The 14,783-nt window shown below is 31.8% G+C and carries 15 protein-coding genes; 10 read left to right on the forward strand and 5 right to left on the reverse strand.

The window, feature by feature from the left end:
* Window positions 1–5: 5 nt before the first annotated feature.
* Window positions 6–1,235 carry an HD domain-containing protein gene (locus ACFSC2_RS20680; RefSeq protein ID WP_379812918.1) on the reverse strand — a complete coding sequence of 410 codons (1,230 nt, stop codon included), beginning with the start codon at window positions 1,233–1,235 and terminating at the stop codon, window positions 6–8.
* A gap of 223 nt (window positions 1,236–1,458) precedes the next feature.
* Between ACFSC2_RS20680 and porX the strand changes: the two genes are divergently transcribed.
* The 6 genes from porX (at window position 1,459) to ACFSC2_RS20710 (ending at window position 6,570) form a co-directional block, all read left to right on the forward strand.
* Window positions 1,459–3,012, forward strand: a complete 1,554-nt coding sequence (gene porX / locus ACFSC2_RS20685; protein WP_379812919.1) for a T9SS response regulator signal transducer PorX — start codon at window positions 1,459–1,461, stop codon at window positions 3,010–3,012.
* A gap of 106 nt (window positions 3,013–3,118) precedes the next feature.
* Complete coding sequence (gene tsaE / locus ACFSC2_RS20690) at window positions 3,119–3,526, forward strand: tRNA (adenosine(37)-N6)-threonylcarbamoyltransferase complex ATPase subunit type 1 TsaE (protein ID WP_379812921.1); 408 nt, start codon at window positions 3,119–3,121, stop codon at window positions 3,524–3,526.
* A gap of 83 nt (window positions 3,527–3,609) precedes the next feature.
* Window positions 3,610–4,320, forward strand: coding sequence for a hypothetical protein (locus tag ACFSC2_RS20695; RefSeq protein WP_379812922.1), 711 nt, complete (start codon window positions 3,610–3,612; stop codon window positions 4,318–4,320).
* 161 nt (window positions 4,321–4,481) lie between these two features.
* Window positions 4,482–4,877 carry a GNAT family N-acetyltransferase gene (locus ACFSC2_RS20700; protein ID WP_379812924.1) on the forward strand — a complete coding sequence of 132 codons (396 nt, stop codon included), beginning with the start codon at window positions 4,482–4,484 and terminating at the stop codon, window positions 4,875–4,877.
* Window positions 4,878–4,959: 82 nt separating this feature from the next.
* Entirely contained in the window at window positions 4,960–6,159 is a 1,200-nt protein-coding gene (locus ACFSC2_RS20705; protein ID WP_379812926.1) for an alanine dehydrogenase, read from the forward strand.
* Window positions 6,160–6,195: 36 nt separating this feature from the next.
* The gene (locus tag ACFSC2_RS20710; RefSeq protein WP_379812928.1) at window positions 6,196–6,570 is read left to right on the forward strand and encodes a DUF4258 domain-containing protein; all 375 of its coding nucleotides are present in this window, start codon (window positions 6,196–6,198) and stop codon (window positions 6,568–6,570) included.
* Window positions 6,571–6,766: 196 nt separating this feature from the next.
* Here ACFSC2_RS20710 and ACFSC2_RS20715 read toward each other — a convergent pair whose 3' ends face one another.
* Window positions 6,767–7,432 carry a uracil-DNA glycosylase gene (locus ACFSC2_RS20715; RefSeq protein ID WP_379812930.1) on the reverse strand — a complete coding sequence of 222 codons (666 nt, stop codon included), beginning with the start codon at window positions 7,430–7,432 and terminating at the stop codon, window positions 6,767–6,769.
* Between the two features lie 132 nt (window positions 7,433–7,564).
* Between ACFSC2_RS20715 and ACFSC2_RS20720 the strand changes: the two genes are divergently transcribed.
* From ACFSC2_RS20720 to ACFSC2_RS20730, 3 genes are all read left to right on the forward strand, one after another.
* Complete coding sequence (locus ACFSC2_RS20720; protein WP_379812932.1) at window positions 7,565–9,730, forward strand: endonuclease MutS2; 2,166 nt, start codon at window positions 7,565–7,567, stop codon at window positions 9,728–9,730.
* A 281-nt stretch (window positions 9,731–10,011) separates the two neighbouring features.
* Window positions 10,012–10,434: a hypothetical protein gene (locus tag ACFSC2_RS20725; RefSeq protein WP_379812933.1), complete on the forward strand. Its 423-nt coding sequence runs from the start codon at window positions 10,012–10,014 to the stop codon at window positions 10,432–10,434.
* 22 nt (window positions 10,435–10,456) lie between these two features.
* On the forward strand, window positions 10,457–10,870 hold the full coding sequence (locus tag ACFSC2_RS20730) for a thiol-disulfide oxidoreductase DCC family protein (protein ID WP_379812935.1): 414 nt from the start codon (window positions 10,457–10,459) through the stop codon (window positions 10,868–10,870).
* Window positions 10,871–11,241: 371 nt separating this feature from the next.
* Here ACFSC2_RS20730 and ettA read toward each other — a convergent pair whose 3' ends face one another.
* The 3 genes from ettA to holA form a co-directional block, all read right to left on the reverse strand.
* A complete protein-coding gene (gene ettA / locus ACFSC2_RS20735) occupies window positions 11,242–12,933 on the reverse strand; it encodes an energy-dependent translational throttle protein EttA (RefSeq protein WP_379812937.1) in 1,692 nt (563 codons plus the stop codon).
* A 48-nt stretch (window positions 12,934–12,981) separates the two neighbouring features.
* Window positions 12,982–13,164: a CAL67264 family membrane protein gene (locus ACFSC2_RS20740; RefSeq protein WP_379812938.1), complete on the reverse strand. Its 183-nt coding sequence runs from the start codon at window positions 13,162–13,164 to the stop codon at window positions 12,982–12,984.
* Window positions 13,165–13,228: 64 nt separating this feature from the next.
* The gene (gene holA, locus ACFSC2_RS20745; protein ID WP_379812940.1) at window positions 13,229–14,233 is read right to left on the reverse strand and encodes a DNA polymerase III subunit delta; all 1,005 of its coding nucleotides are present in this window, start codon (window positions 14,231–14,233) and stop codon (window positions 13,229–13,231) included.
* Window positions 14,234–14,329: 96 nt separating this feature from the next.
* Between holA and ACFSC2_RS20750 the strand changes: the two genes are divergently transcribed.
* Window positions 14,330–14,782 carry a type I restriction enzyme HsdR N-terminal domain-containing protein gene (locus tag ACFSC2_RS20750; protein ID WP_379812942.1) on the forward strand — a complete coding sequence of 151 codons (453 nt, stop codon included), beginning with the start codon at window positions 14,330–14,332 and terminating at the stop codon, window positions 14,780–14,782.
* Window position 14,783 lies beyond the last annotated feature (1 nt).

The following is a 14,783-nucleotide window of genomic DNA, read 5'->3' on the forward strand; positions in this document are numbered from 1 at the left end:
TAATTTTAGATAAGTTGTTTTGGAAAACAGATGTAATATTTTGTTACCAATTTAGATAAAGATTTCAGGTTCAGCTGATCAGATGCTTCAACAACATCCTCAATTGTTTTATCTTTTTTCAAAATTCGTATCGGTTCAGCTTCTTTACTATAGGCCTGATTCTTTATTTTTCCTCTAAAAATAAAATATCCAGCTTCTAATTGCGAAATTTTATGTTCTTCGGCAAATTCTTCTTTCAATGCCTGAGATTCTTCCGCAGAAACTTTCTCGGCACTCATTTTTATTTTAAGTAAATCTCTGTTAATGATCATTTTACTCAAAGTCCTTAAAACAAAATCATCTTGTCTCTGCCAAGCTTTTAAGGCGCTGATAATATCAAAATCATCCAATTGCGAAAACAAATCTAAATTTTGAGCATCAAAATCTTCTAGAGAAATTTTATTATGCATAAAATAGGAAAGCGGTTCACTGCAAGGAAGATTAACTCCTTTTAAAGTCAATTCTTTGGCTCTTTTTAAAACTTTCATCAAAATCAACTCGGCAACCAGACTTGTTTTATGAAGATACGCCTGCCAATACATCAATCGTCTTGATAAAAGGAATTTCTCTACAGAATAAATTCCTTTTTCTTCAATTACCAAAACATCGTCTACAACATTCATCATCTGAATCAAACGTTCAGAATTTACATTTCCTTCTGCAACTCCAGTGTAAAAACTATCACGTTTCAAATAATCCATTCTATCCATATCCAATTGACTTGAAATCAATTGGAGCATGAATTTTCTATGATATTCACCTTTAAAAACCTGAATCGCCAAACTCAGTCTTCCATCAAATTCTTCATTAAGCTGATTCATAAATAATAATGAAATTGCTTCATGATGCACATCTTCAACAATGCTTCTTTCCATAGCGTGTGAAAATGGTCCGTGACCGATATCGTGCAATAAAATAGCGATCAATAATGCATTTTCTTCTTCTGGCGAAATCACAACTTCCTTAAAACGAAGTGTATTAATTGTTTTCTGCATTAAATGCATGCAGCCTAATGCATGATGAAAACGGGTATGATTTGCACCTGGATATACTAAATAGGACAATCCCATTTGCGAAATACGACGTAAACGCTGAAAATAAGGATGCTGAATTAAATCATAAATCAGCTCGTTCGGAATTGTTATAAAGCCGTATATAGGATCGTTGAATATTTTTAACTTATTGATTTGACTCACTCTGTGGTTATTTTTTAGGTCAACAAATATAAGTAAATAACCATAAAGTGTTGGGAGTTTTTAATTTAAAAATCAAGTATCGAAGTATGATGATAATCAATAAACTGCACCTCTGAAACTAAAAATTCTGCTGAAATTCGTGATTTATCTTTGATAATTTTATACTATTTTTAATACTTTTTAAGTTCTATAGCTTTAAATTGCAGTAAAATTAAATTTGTTTATGGATAAGATAAAAATACTTTGGGTCGATGATGAGATCGATCTTTTAAAGCCACACATATTATTTCTCGAAAAGAAAAATTACGCCGTTACTACTTGCAACAACGGTCTGGATGCTATTGCTTTGTTTGAAGAAGATAATTTTGACATTGTCTTTTTGGACGAAAATATGCCTGGAATGAGCGGTTTGGAAACTCTTTCTGAAATGAAAGAAAAAAAATCAGCCATTCCGATGATTATGATTACCAAAAGTGAAGAAGAATATATTATGGAAGAAGCGATTGGTTCTAAAATCGCCGATTATTTGATTAAACCCGTAAATCCGAATCAGATTCTTTTAAGTTTAAAGAAAAACCTTGATGATTCTAGATTAATTACTGAAAAAACGACTTTAGATTATCAGAAAGAATTTAGAAAAATATCAATGGAATTGGCAATGGTCAATTCTTATGAAGATTGGATCGAATTATACAAAAAGCTTATTTTTTGGGAATTAAAACTTGAAGATATTAACGATACCGCGATGATCGAAATTTTGGAATCTCAAAAGGTCGAAGCCAATTCGCAATTCGGAAAATATATAGAGCGTAATTACGAAGATTGGTTTGATCCAAAAGCGGAAAAGCCAATTATGTCGAATACATTATTTAAAGAATTAGTTGTTCCTGAAATTAAAAAGAAAGACAAACCAATTCTTTTTGTTGTGATTGATAACTTACGTTACGATCAATGGAAATCTTTTGAAACTGTAATTTCCAACTATTATAAATTAGAAAAAGAAGTTCCGTACTACTCTATTCTTCCAACCGCTACACAATATGCTAGAAACTCTATTTTCTCCGGATTAATGCCTTTGGAAATGGAAAAAAAACATCCTGAATATTGGAAAAACGATGTTGAAGACGGTGGAAAAAACCTTTATGAAGCTGAGTTTTTATCTGCACAATTAAAGCGTTTGGGACTAAATATCAAGGAAGATTATTTTAAAATCACAAATTACGCTGGCGGAAAAAAACTAGCCGAAAACTTCAAAGCTTTAAAAGGAAATGATCTTGTTACAGTAGTTTACAACTTTGTAGATATGCTTTCGCACGCAAAAACAGAAATGGAAGTTGTAAAAGAATTAGCTTCTGACGATAAAGCGTATCGTTCTTTAACTTTAAGCTGGTTTAAAAACTCTCCATTATTAGAAATTATTCAGCAGGCACAGTTGTTAGGTTTTAAATTAATTTTGACAACCGATCACGGAACTATAAATGTAAAAAATCCATCTAAAGTCGTTGGAGATAAAAATACAAGTCTAAATTTACGTTACAAAACAGGTCGTAGTTTGACATACGAACAAAAAGATGTTTATGTTGTAAAAGAGCCTAAAACGATTGGCTTACCCGCAATAAATATGAGCAGTTCGTTTATATTTGCCAAAAATGATTTCTTTCTGGCATACGTAAACAACTATAATCATTACGTAAGTTACTATAAAAATACCTATCAACACGGAGGAATTTCATTAGAGGAAATGATTATTCCGTTTTTGGTATTTAATCCTAAATAAAATATCGCCACGAATTTCACAAATTTTCACTAATTCATTTTTAACTTAAAAATTATATTTTAATTCGTGAAAATTTGTGAAATTCGTGGCAAAAATAAACTCAACAATGAACATCATTTTTACTTTAGATCAAATTCAAGAAGTTGCAGAACAAATTTTAGCTTCAAATCCTAAAAAAATCATACTTTTTAATGGTGAAATGGGTGTTGGTAAAACTACTTTGATCAAGCAATTGTGTAAAACACTTGGAGTTACGGATGCCACAAGCAGTCCCACTTTTTCTTTAGTAAATGAATATCAAATCCCTGACGGTAAAAAAGTCTATCATTTTGATTTTTACAGAATTAAACAAGAAACAGAAGCTTTAGATATGGGGGTTGATGATTATTTGTATTCTGGAAATTGGTGTTTTATAGAATGGTCAGAAAAAATTGAAAATCTAATTCCTGAAGAACATTCTACAATTTCTATTGAATTGTTGGAAGATGGAAAAAGAAAATTGACATTAGACTAATGAAATTAAGGAACCTTTTTCAATTTATTTTTATACTGAAGACTTCTTTTGTTTTATCGCAGACATCAATTCCTTCAGAATTAATGAATAAACCGGATACAGATGATTTTTATAAAACAAAAGAAAACAACATTAACAATATAATTGTTAACGAAACAAACTACCTTAAGAGTGAAACATATATAAATAAATGGATTTTCACATATAATTCAGATACAATAGTTAGCGGTAAATTATTTAAAAATGATGAACTAAAATCTATATTTGAATACTATTTGGATAAGGAAAAGAATATAAAGGAACAAAAAGTTTCTTTTTATAATAAGTCAGTTCGAAATGATTTTTCACATATTAAATTTGAAAAAGATAAAAATTTAAAACTACTTTACCTTTTAGATATAAATTCAAAATTGCGCACAAAAATAATTGTCGAAGAAGATTCCCTCCATTCCCCAATCAAAATAACCAACTTAAGTTCAGATAATGAGATTCAGTCAAAAGAAACTGCAGATTATAATTACATCGCCAACACTTATGTTTATAAAGTTTACAATTATTTAGGAGAAATAATATTAGAAAAATCAGAATCTTATAATCCTAATTTTATTATTGAAAGAAATGAATTCAATGATATAACGAAAATGTTTTGGCCACTATCTAAAAACAAAGTCGTAATAATATTTGAATACAAATATGATAAACAAGGAAATTGGATTAAAAGAACTAAAAAAAGGGTAATTGATAATAAGAAAGAAATTTCAAGTTATACTACCCGAGATATAAAATACAAATAATTAAATCCTACAAATATTCTACAATTTCAATTGAAGTAATAGTAATAAATTGACATTGGAAAAGAAATAAAACTGAATATGACGATGACGAAGAATAATTATGTAGAAATAATTCCATTTTCTGAAGACTTAAAAGATCACATAAAAATTCTGAATAAAGCTTGGCTCGAAAAATATTTCAAAGTGGAAGAAAAGACGAACTAACACTTTCAAATCCGCAGGAAGAAATTATTGATAGAGGTGGTTTTATTTTCTATGCAAAATACAACGATGAAATTTTAGGAACTTTTTCTCTTTTAAAAGCCGATAATGAAACTTTTGAATTAAGCAAAATGGCTGTTTCAGATAAAGCACAAGGACTCGGAATAGGAAACAAATTTCTAGATTTTTGCATTGAATTTGCTAAAGAAAACAATATTAAAAGACTGTTTTTATATTCAAATACCAGATTACTTCCAGCAATTCATTTGTATAAAAAATTTGGTTTTATTGAGATTCCGTTAGAAGATGGAGTTTATGAAAGAGCCGATATAAAAATGGAGAAAATATTAACCTAATATTGTTCTAGTATTAGCAGAAAATTTGCACTAATTTTAAAACTTTTTACGTAATTTGTATTCTTAATTTTTTAAGCATCCCATGTCAATTACCTTAACTCCATTTACAAAGCAACAATTGCTGCCACAAGAAGAAAAACTTGAAGTCGGCCGTTTTAAAAGAGAACTTTTCATTGGGATTCCGAAGGAAACTAGTTATCAAGAACGTCGTATTTGTTTGACTCCAGACGCCGTAAATTCGTTAACATACGCAGGACATCGCGTAATGATCGAATCTGGAGCAGGAGAAAGTTCGAGTTACACAGACAAAGAATACAGTGATGCCGGAGCAGAAATTACTAAAGATACCAAAAGAGTTTTTGGCTGTCCGTTTCTATTAAAAGTAGAACCACCGACTCTTGCAGAAATCGAAATGATAAATCCAGAAACAGTAATTATTTCTGCTATTCAGCTAAAAACAAAAAAGAAATCTTATTTTGAAGCTTTAGCTCAGAAAAAAATCACAGCACTTGCTTTTGAATATATTAAAGATGAAGACGGTTCTTATCCTGCTGTAAAATCGCTTAGCGAAATTGCAGGAACAGCTTCTATCTTAATCGCTGCCGAATTAATGATTACAAATGAATTCGGAAAAGGACTTTTGTTTGGAAATATTACTGGCGTTCCCCCTACCGAAGTTGTCATTCTTGGAGCTGGAACTGTTGGTGAATTTGCCGCTAAAACTGCAATTGGTCTTGGTGCAAACGTAAAAGTTTTTGATAATTCTATTACAAAATTGCGTCGCTTACAAAATAATTTAAGCCAAAGAATTTTCACTTCCACTGTACAGCAAAAAGGATTACTAAAAGCTTTACGCCGTTGCGATGTAGCGATTGGCGCGATGCGAGGAAAAGAACGCTGTCCGATTATCGTGACAGAAACAATGGTTGAGCACATGAAAAAAGGCGCCGTGATTGTTGATGTTAGTATCGATACAGGCGGTTGTTTTGAAACTTCAGAAGTTACAACTCACGAAAAACCAACTTTTATAAAAAGTAACGTTTTACATTATTGCGTACCAAATATTCCGTCTAGATATTCTAAAACGGCTTCGTTATCAATCAGTAATATTTTAACCCCTTATCTTCACCAAATTGCAGAAGACGGCGGTATCGAAAGCGCTATCAGATGCAATAAAGGTCTAAAAAACGGAATTTATTTATACCACGGAATCTTAACAAATAAAGCTATTGGCGATTGGTTTGATCTTCCTGATAACGACATTAATTTACTTGTATTTTAAGGTAAGATTAATGTACCTTTGCAAAAAATTTATTTCATGAAGTTCGTACACCGTTTTGCATATTATTTGATTGGTCTCATAATGGGATGTTTTATTGTATCAGGATTTTTTATCGGAAAAGATACAAGATGTAATTATTTCCCAAACGCCAGAGTTTTAAACAATCTTAGAACAAAACCTTTTCAATATTCTCCTAAAGCCGTTCAAACTCTAAATGAAAAATGGGTTGATACTGCAGATGTCAAAAATACTTTAACTTACGGAGATGTCGATTTTGACCAAAGTAATGTTCCAACAAAAGGAGGAAAATTATATATCATTGAAGGAAAAACAGTAAAAAATCAGGAGATTATTCTAAAAGTAGTGAACTACGAGAATAAAGCTGTTTTAGAAGAAATTGTAAAAAAATAATTTTTTATCATTTCGACCGAAGGGAGAAATCACACACGTACAAGAACAGAAATTTCAACAATCTATGTCGAGTCTCTTGTGTGATTTCTCCCTTCGGTCGAAATGACAAAACTGAATTAAATTCTATTTATCTCAAAAGACACAAAGTTCGTCCCTTTGCCCCTTTGCCCCTCTGAAACTTTGTAACTTAAAAAAGTTACCACTCAATTTCTTGTAAACCTTTCGATTTCAAGAAATCATTTGTTTGGCTAAAATGTTTATTTCCAAACCAAAAACCTCTATTTGCACTTAATGGCGAAGGATGTCCTGATTTTAAAATATGATGTTTTTTAGCATCAATTAAAGCAGATTTTTTCTGAGCAAAACCACCCCAAAGTAAAAAAACCACGTTTTCAGATTCTTCAGAAATTTTCTTGATTACGGCGTCTGTAAATTTTTCCCAGCCTTTTCCTTGGTGACTTCCCGCTTCAGATTGTCTAACTGTCAAAGTAGCATTTAAAAGAAAAACTCCCTGATCTGCCCAACGCTCCAAATTTCCTGTTTTCGGTAAAGGTTTATTCAAATCTGTTTCTACTTCTTTAAAAATATTTTGAAGAGACGGCGGAAACGGAATTCCATCATTCACAGAAAAACACAAACCATTTGCTTGATTTGGACCATGATAAGGATCCTGCCCTATAATCACCACTTTTACCTGATCAAAATGACAATGGTCAAAAGCCGAAAAAATCTGGCTCCCTTTTGGATAACAAACCTTAGCAGTATATTCAGATTTTACGAAATCTATTAATTCCTTGAAATATGGTTTTTCGAATTCTTCGTTCAAAACTGGTTTCCAAGAAGAATGCATTTTTACGTCCATAATTTTTTTTATGCGAATTTCAGAAATAATTACCTAAAATCATATTTACTTAATCATAAAATTAGGCAATAGTTATAGATTTCAATCATATTGTTTTCGTACTTTTGTTTTTTGCTTTCATAAAGAAATTAAATGATCAGTATTACAGAAAAAACATTACAAGACTTACAATTTCCAACAGTTCTAGAAACCATTTCAGATGGCTGCAACACCGACATTGGAAAAGAAAAAGCTTTACAAATAAAACCATTTAGAAACAAAGAAGAATTAATGCAATCCCTGATGCAGACATCAGAATATGTATCTTCTTTTCAAAATAATAACGCCATTCCGAATCACGGATTTGATGCCATAACTCACGAAATTAAGTTTTTAGCAATCGAAGATAGTTTCCTTGAAGTAGGAAGTTTTAGAAAAATTGCTAATCTTTCTTCAACGGTAAATGTCTTATTGAATTTCCTAAAAAAGTTCGATGATTATTACCCTAATCTAAATGCAAGAGCTTCTCGCGTAGAATTGACTAAAGACATTATAACTTCGATCGATGCTATTGTCGATAAATACGGAGAAATAAAAGACAATGCTTCTCCTGCTTTAGCAGGGATTCGTCAAAATATGAATTTGGTTCGCGGTAAAGTGAATCAAAGTTTTGGTGTAGCTTTAACTCAGTATAATGGTTTAGGATATCTGGACGATATTAAAGAAAGTTTTGTACAAAACCGCAGGGTTTTGGCGGTCTTAGCTATGTATCGCCGTAAGGTAAAAGGCTCTATTTTAGGAAGCTCTAAAACTGGAAGTATTGCTTACATTGAACCAGAAGCAACTTTAAAATACTCTAGAGAGTTAGCCAATTTAGAATACGAAGAGAAAGAAGAAATTACGAGAATCTTAAAGAATCTATCTAATGTAATTCGTCCATATCTTTCGTTGTTAATTGAATATCAGGACTTTTTGAGTGACGTTGACGTTGTTGCCGGAAAAGCAAAATACGCTAATCGCATCAACGGAATTCTTCCAACAATTACAGAAGAGAGAAGATTATTTTTCAGAGAAGCCTATCATCCTATTTTGTATTTAAACAACAAACAAAAAAAGGAAGTTACTTATCCGCAAACTATTGAACTTAAACAAGAAAATAGAATTATTGTAATTTCTGGTCCAAATGCTGGAGGAAAAACTATTTCGTTAAAAACAGTTGGGTTATTACAATTGATGCTTCAATCTGGAATTTTAATTCCAGTACATGAAAGAAGTGAAACTTTCTTATTTGATAGAATATTAACGGATATTGGAGATAATCAATCTATTGAAAATCACCTAAGTACTTATTCGTATCGTCTTAAAAACATGAATTATTTCTTGAAGAAATGCAACAACAAAACCATGTTTTTAATTGATGAATTCGGTACGGGTTCCGATCCAGAATTGGGAGGCGCTTTAGCTGAAATTTTCTTGGAAGAATTTTATCATCGTGAAGCTTTCGGAATTATCACTACGCATTATTCCAATTTAAAGATTTTAGCGAATGAGCTTCCATTCGCAACAAATGCGAATATGATGTTCGATGAAAAATCTCTGGAACCAATGTACAAACTGGCTTTGGGTCAGGCAGGAAGTTCTTTTACTTTTGAAGTCGCACAAAAAAACGGAATTCCGTTTGGATTGATTAATCGTGCGAAAAAGAAAATCGAAGTTGGAAAAGTGCGCTTTGATAAGACCATCGCAACGCTTCAAAAAGAACGTTCCAAGCTAGAAAAAACTTCTTTGAATTTAAAAGAAGAAGAAACACGTGCTCGTGAGGAAAGTAAAAAGATGGAAAACATCAATACAAAAATCCAGCAAAAATTAGAAAGCTATCAGGAATTATACGACAGCAATCAGAAAATTATTTATATCGGACAAAAGATTGATGATATTGCTGAGAAATATTTCAACAACAAAAACAAAAAAGAACTGATTGGGGAATTTTTGAAAATTGTTGAGATCGAAAATTCAAAACGCAAAAAAGCAACTCCGAAAGAAGTAAAAGCAAAAGTTGAAAAGCAAAAAGAAATTATTGCCGAAGTTACTGTAAAAGTTGAAGAAATTCGAAAAGAGAAAAAAGAAAAGAAACTTAAGCCTGTTGTAGAAAAACCAAAACCCATTTTAAAAGTTGGTGACCGAGTACGAATGCTTGACGGAAGATCTGTTGGTAGCATCGATTCCATAGAAAAAAATAAAGCAACAGTAAATTATGGAATTTTTACATCAAAAGTAAGTTTGGAGGAATTGGAATTGGTGGAAGCGGTAAAAAAATAATTTTCAGTCGCAGTTACTATTTTTCGGACAAAAACAAGGTTAGAAAGTGCAAAATTAAAATAACGCGTTTTAAGAAATGATATTTAGTTTGACGCAAATAAAGATCAACAATTTTTTAAATCGCTTTAAAAACAATTTATGAAAGCCTTTTTTGATTAGTAAAATTTATATTTTTTTGATTTTTAATAGAAAAACATAATGATCATAATGTGCACTTTTTAACTTATAAAAAGATACATTTAAAAAGATAGTAAACTTTGGAAATTAATAAAAAAAGCAAAATGAATAAATTAAGAATACTTATATACTTTTATACTATTCTTTTTATTAGCGTAGTTTGGCTTTTGTTTTTTCCAAAACCTTTAAAAAATTTTGCTCCAATTATTTTTGCTGTACCTACATTTCCTGTATTTGCATTTAACTTTTTTAACAAATTAATGGACTTTAGTCGCGATCTCAAAATAAAAAATTCTGGGTTATTTACTAAACATGTATCTGGTTCAGGCAGCTTTAGCAGTTATAACAAAGGATTAATTGTTGACATCTATCAATTTAATGATAAAGATTTAGATGATTTAAAAATGATTGATCTGTACGAAAGGTATGTTTTGTGCAAGGAGTTAATTAAATTAACTTTTATATCTTTTATCATTATTGCTTTATTAGGCATTGCTACTATCTACATTAAAACATCAATTTATTAAATTTCAAAACTTTACAAGAGTAATGATTGATTTACCATTAAATAAAAAAATAATTCTTTTTGACGGAGTCTGCAATCTCTGTGATTCTGCTGTTCAATTTATTATCAAACACGATAAAAAAGATATTTTTAGATTTGTAGCGCTGCAGTCTGAATTAGGAATTTCAATTTGCAAACATCTTGGAATCAGTTTTGCAAAAATGGACAGCATCATTTTGTTTAATCCAGGCGTCGCTTATTTTTACAAATCCTCTGCCGTAATAGAAATTGCAAGAGATTTTGGAGGTCTTTGGAAGTCGCTTTTGATCTTCAGAATAATACCTATTTTCATCAGTGATAGAATTTATGATTATGTAGCAAAAAATAGATACAATTGGTATGGCAAAAAAGAAAGCTGCATGATTCCAACTCCGGAATTGAAAGCTAAATTTCTTTAGAATTCCAAACTGAGAACTCCAAATTAAAATCTATTGAATTCAAACCCGACAGATTTTAAAAACCTGTCGGGTTTACTTTATATAAACAATTCAAATCCAAATAAAAATCCCAAATTCCAAATGTATTGGAGTTTGGGATTTTAAAAATTTATAAATTAAAGCAAAACTTCAATTTGCGCAATATTGTCATTTAGACGAAGGAGAAATCTTCGCAAGAAACTCCGTTGCCATATGCCCAATCTTTGTCGAGCTTCTCGTGGAGATTTCTCCTTCGTCGAAATGACAAACTAAACGCAGTAAAAATAAAACAAAAAATCCCAAACTCCGATAAATTTGGAATTTGGGATTTTAAAAATTTGAAAATTAAAATATTATCTAATCAATTTTCTGTATTTCAAACGTTTTGGAGTTAAATCACCACCAAGACGTTTCTTTTTATTTTCTTCATAATCTGTAAAACTTCCTTCGAAGAAATAAACTTCAGAATCTCCTTCAAAAGCTAGAATGTGCGTACAAATTCTATCTAAAAACCATCTGTCGTGCGAAATAATTACGGCACAACCGGCAAAATTCTCCAAGCCTTCTTCAAGAGCACGAAGTGTATTAACGTCAAGGTCATTCGTAGGCTCATCCAGTAAAAGAACGTTTCCTTCTTCTTTCAAAGTCATTGCCAAGTGAAGTCTGTTACGCTCTCCACCAGAAAGCATTGAAACTTTTTTGTTTTGCTCGCCGCCGCCAAAGTTAAAACGAGATAAGTAAGCTCTAGAGTTTACTTGTTTTCCTCCCATCATAATCAATTCCTGACCGTCTGCGAAATTTTCCCAGATTGATTTATTAGGATCAATGTTAGAGTGCGACTGATCTACGTAAGCGATTTTAACTGTTTCTCCAACAGAAAATTCTCCACTATCCGTAGCCTGCTCGCCCATAATCATTTTGAAAATAGTCGATTTACCAGCACCATTTGGTCCAATAATTCCAACAATTCCGGCTTGTGGCAACGTGAAGTTCAAATTATCATACAATAATTTTTCACCAAAAGCTTTCGCAACATTTTTAGCTTCAATAACATTTGTTCCTAAACGCGGACCATTCGGAATGTAGATCTCTAGATTTTCATCTAATTGTTTTTGATCTTCATTTAACAATTTATCGTAGTTCTGTAAACGTGCTTTTTGTTTTGTCTGACGGCCTTTTGCTCCTTGACGAACCCATTCTAGCTCACGCTCTAAGGTTTTTCTACGTTTAGAAGCTACTTTTTCTTCCTGAGCCATACGGTTTGATTTTTGATCTAACCAAGAAGAATAATTTCCTTTCCATGGAATACCTTCTCCTCTATCCAACTCAAGAATCCAACCAGCCACATTATCAAGGAAATAACGGTCGTGCGTTACTGCAATTACCGTTCCTGCGTATTGTGCTAAATGCTGCTCTAACCAAAGTACAGACTCAGCATCAAGGTGGTTGGTAGGCTCATCTAAAAGCAATACATCTGGTTGCTGCAATAACAAACGACATAAAGCTACACGACGACGCTCTCCACCAGAAAGGTTTTTAATTGGCGTATCTCCGTCTGGAGTACGAAGCGCATCCATTGCGATTTCTAATTTTGTATCGATTTCCCAAGCTCCAAGCGCATCAATTTTATCTTGTAATGCTGCTTGACGATCCATCAATTTATCCATTTTATCTGGATCAGAATAATTTTCTTCAAGACCAAATAAATCATTGATTTGATTGTATTCTTCTAAAACTGCCATAGTTTCTGCAGCTCCTTCGCGGACAATTTCGATAACTGTTTTAGAATCATCAAGAATTGGTTCCTGCTCTAAATAACCTACTGTATATCCTGGCTGAAAAACTACATCTCCTTGATAGTTTTTATCTACACCTGCAATAATTTTTAAAAGAGAAGATTTTCCTGAACCGTTAAGACCTAAAATACCAATCTTAGCTCCATAGAAGAAACTTAAGTAAATATTTTTAAGTACTGGTTTGTCTGCTCCCTGATAGGTTTTACTCAATTTTTGCATTGAGAAAATTACTTTCTTATCGTCTGACATTTTTTATGTTTTAAATTTTATTATTATTTATTTTTTAATGAAATTGAATTAAACTCTTCCTTTTAAAGCATTAAAAACCCAAGCATTAGCTAAAAAACCAACTCCTGCTGCTGCAAAACCCCATCCAGAAACTTCACTGTATCTAAAAGCACCAAGACCTATTAGTAAAAATCCCATAAGTACCATTATAAAAGTAGCCCATCCTAAAACGGTATTTTTATTCATTCCCATAATTGCGTAATATTTTTAGTGTTCAATTTTTTGCGAAATGCAAATATCGTGAATTTTTGGCTATTTAATTAAATATTTTGTAGAGCATTTCTTTTAGCAAATCAGCTTGTGGTAATGCGTTGGCTCCCACACCCTTACTTTTTATATCTATATCCCGAAGAGCTCCCACAATCTGACTCACTTTACGCATCGGGTAGTTTTTTACAGCCAAATCATATTCTTTTAAAAAGTACGGATTTACTCCAATAGCCGCCGCAACGTTTTTTGGATTTTTATCTTTTAATCCATGATATTTAAGAAGTTGTACAAAAAAACCAAAAACTAATCCTGTGGTCATTACAAGCGGGTATTCTTTTGGATTATGGGCAAAATTTTCTGCAATTTTATAGGCTTTCAATTGATTACGTTCTCCAATTGCTTTTCTTAATTCAAAAACATTATAATCTTTACTGAAACCTATATTTTCTTCAATGTGGTTCGGCGTAATCATGGTTCCTTGCGGCAGAATAATTTGAAGTTTTTCCAATTCATTATTGATTTTACTCAAATCTGTTCCTAAAAACTCTACCAGCATGGCGTTTGCTTTTGGGTCAATTGTATATTTCTTTCCTGCAAGAATACGCTTAATCCAATCTCCAACCTGATTTTCGTATAATTTTTTACTTTCAAAAACGACACCTTTTTGAGCCAGCACTTTGGTAACCTTTTTACGTTTATCCAGCGTTTTATATTTGTAACAAAAAACTAGAACAGTAGTCTCCATCGGATTGTTTACATACGATTCAATTTTATCAATTGTTCGAGACAAATCTTGCGCTTCTTTCACAATAACAACCTGACGATCAGCCATCATCGGATAGCGCTTGGCCGTTGAAACAATATCATCAACAGAAACATCTCTTCCGTACAAAACGGTTTGATTGAATCCTTTTTCTTCCTCGGCTAAAACATTCTCTTCAATATATTCCGATAACTTATCTATATAATAAGGTTCTTCCCCCATTAAAAAGTAAATCGGTTTAATATTTCCGGCTTTTATATCGTTAACGATTTTTATTACTTCGTCCATTAAAATTTTGTTTCAAGTTTTAGGTTTCAAGTTTATCGTTTCAACATCTTGAAACTTTAAACTTGAAACCTGAAACCATTTTTATATTTTTGCTTTATGCTTAAACTTAATTTCCCCGTCTACGCTTTCCGATTCAAAAATAGCGAAAATAAAGTGTCTATTTTTGACGAAATCAGGAAAAAATTTATAATTCTTACTCCTGAAGAATGGGTTCGCCAGCACGTAGTTCATTATCTGATGCATGAAAAAAAATATCCAAAATCGTTAATAAACGTAGAGAAAGTCTTAACTGTCAACGGATTACGTAAACGATATGATGTAGTGGTCTTTAATTCAGATGGCAGTATACATATATTAGTAGAATGCAAAGCACCAGAAGTTAAAATCTCTCAGGCAACTTTTGATCAAATTGCACGTTATAATATGACAATGCAGGCACGGTTTTTGAATGTCACAAACGGACTAAACCATTTTTATTGTCAAATGGATTTTGAAAACGAAAAATATGAGTTTTTGAGAAACTTGCCTGACTATAAAGAAAACCATTAAA

The sequence above is a fragment of the Flavobacterium artemisiae genome (genome assembly GCF_042678225.1).
In the GTDB taxonomy this organism is placed as follows: domain Bacteria; phylum Bacteroidota; class Bacteroidia; order Flavobacteriales; family Flavobacteriaceae; genus Flavobacterium; species Flavobacterium artemisiae.

Excerpts from the sequence above, each read along its gene's own strand:
- porX (WP_379812919.1), top strand. The coding sequence starts at position 1,459 with ATGGATAAGATAAAAATACTTTGGGTCGATGATGAGATCGATCTTTTA.
- tsaE (WP_379812921.1), top strand. The coding sequence starts at position 3,119 with ATGAACATCATTTTTACTTTAGATCAAATTCAAGAAGTTGCAGAACAA.
- ACFSC2_RS20695 (WP_379812922.1), top strand. The coding sequence starts at position 3,610 with ATGAATAAACCGGATACAGATGATTTTTATAAAACAAAAGAAAACAAC.
- ACFSC2_RS20705 (WP_379812926.1), top strand. The coding sequence starts at position 4,960 with ATGTCAATTACCTTAACTCCATTTACAAAGCAACAATTGCTGCCACAA.
- ACFSC2_RS20710 (WP_379812928.1), top strand. The coding sequence starts at position 6,196 with ATGAAGTTCGTACACCGTTTTGCATATTATTTGATTGGTCTCATAATG.
- ACFSC2_RS20715 (WP_379812930.1), bottom strand. The coding sequence starts at position 7,432 with ATGGACGTAAAAATGCATTCTTCTTGGAAACCAGTTTTGAACGAAGAA.
- ACFSC2_RS20720 (WP_379812932.1), top strand. The coding sequence starts at position 7,565 with ATGATCAGTATTACAGAAAAAACATTACAAGACTTACAATTTCCAACA.
- ACFSC2_RS20725 (WP_379812933.1), top strand. The coding sequence starts at position 10,012 with ATGAATAAATTAAGAATACTTATATACTTTTATACTATTCTTTTTATT.
- ACFSC2_RS20730 (WP_379812935.1), top strand. The coding sequence starts at position 10,457 with ATGATTGATTTACCATTAAATAAAAAAATAATTCTTTTTGACGGAGTC.
- ettA (WP_379812937.1), bottom strand. The coding sequence starts at position 12,933 with ATGTCAGACGATAAGAAAGTAATTTTCTCAATGCAAAAATTGAGTAAA.
- ACFSC2_RS20740 (WP_379812938.1), bottom strand. The coding sequence starts at position 13,164 with ATGGGAATGAATAAAAATACCGTTTTAGGATGGGCTACTTTTATAATG.
- holA (WP_379812940.1), bottom strand. The coding sequence starts at position 14,233 with ATGGACGAAGTAATAAAAATCGTTAACGATATAAAAGCCGGAAATATT.
- ACFSC2_RS20750 (WP_379812942.1), top strand. The coding sequence starts at position 14,330 with ATGCTTAAACTTAATTTCCCCGTCTACGCTTTCCGATTCAAAAATAGC.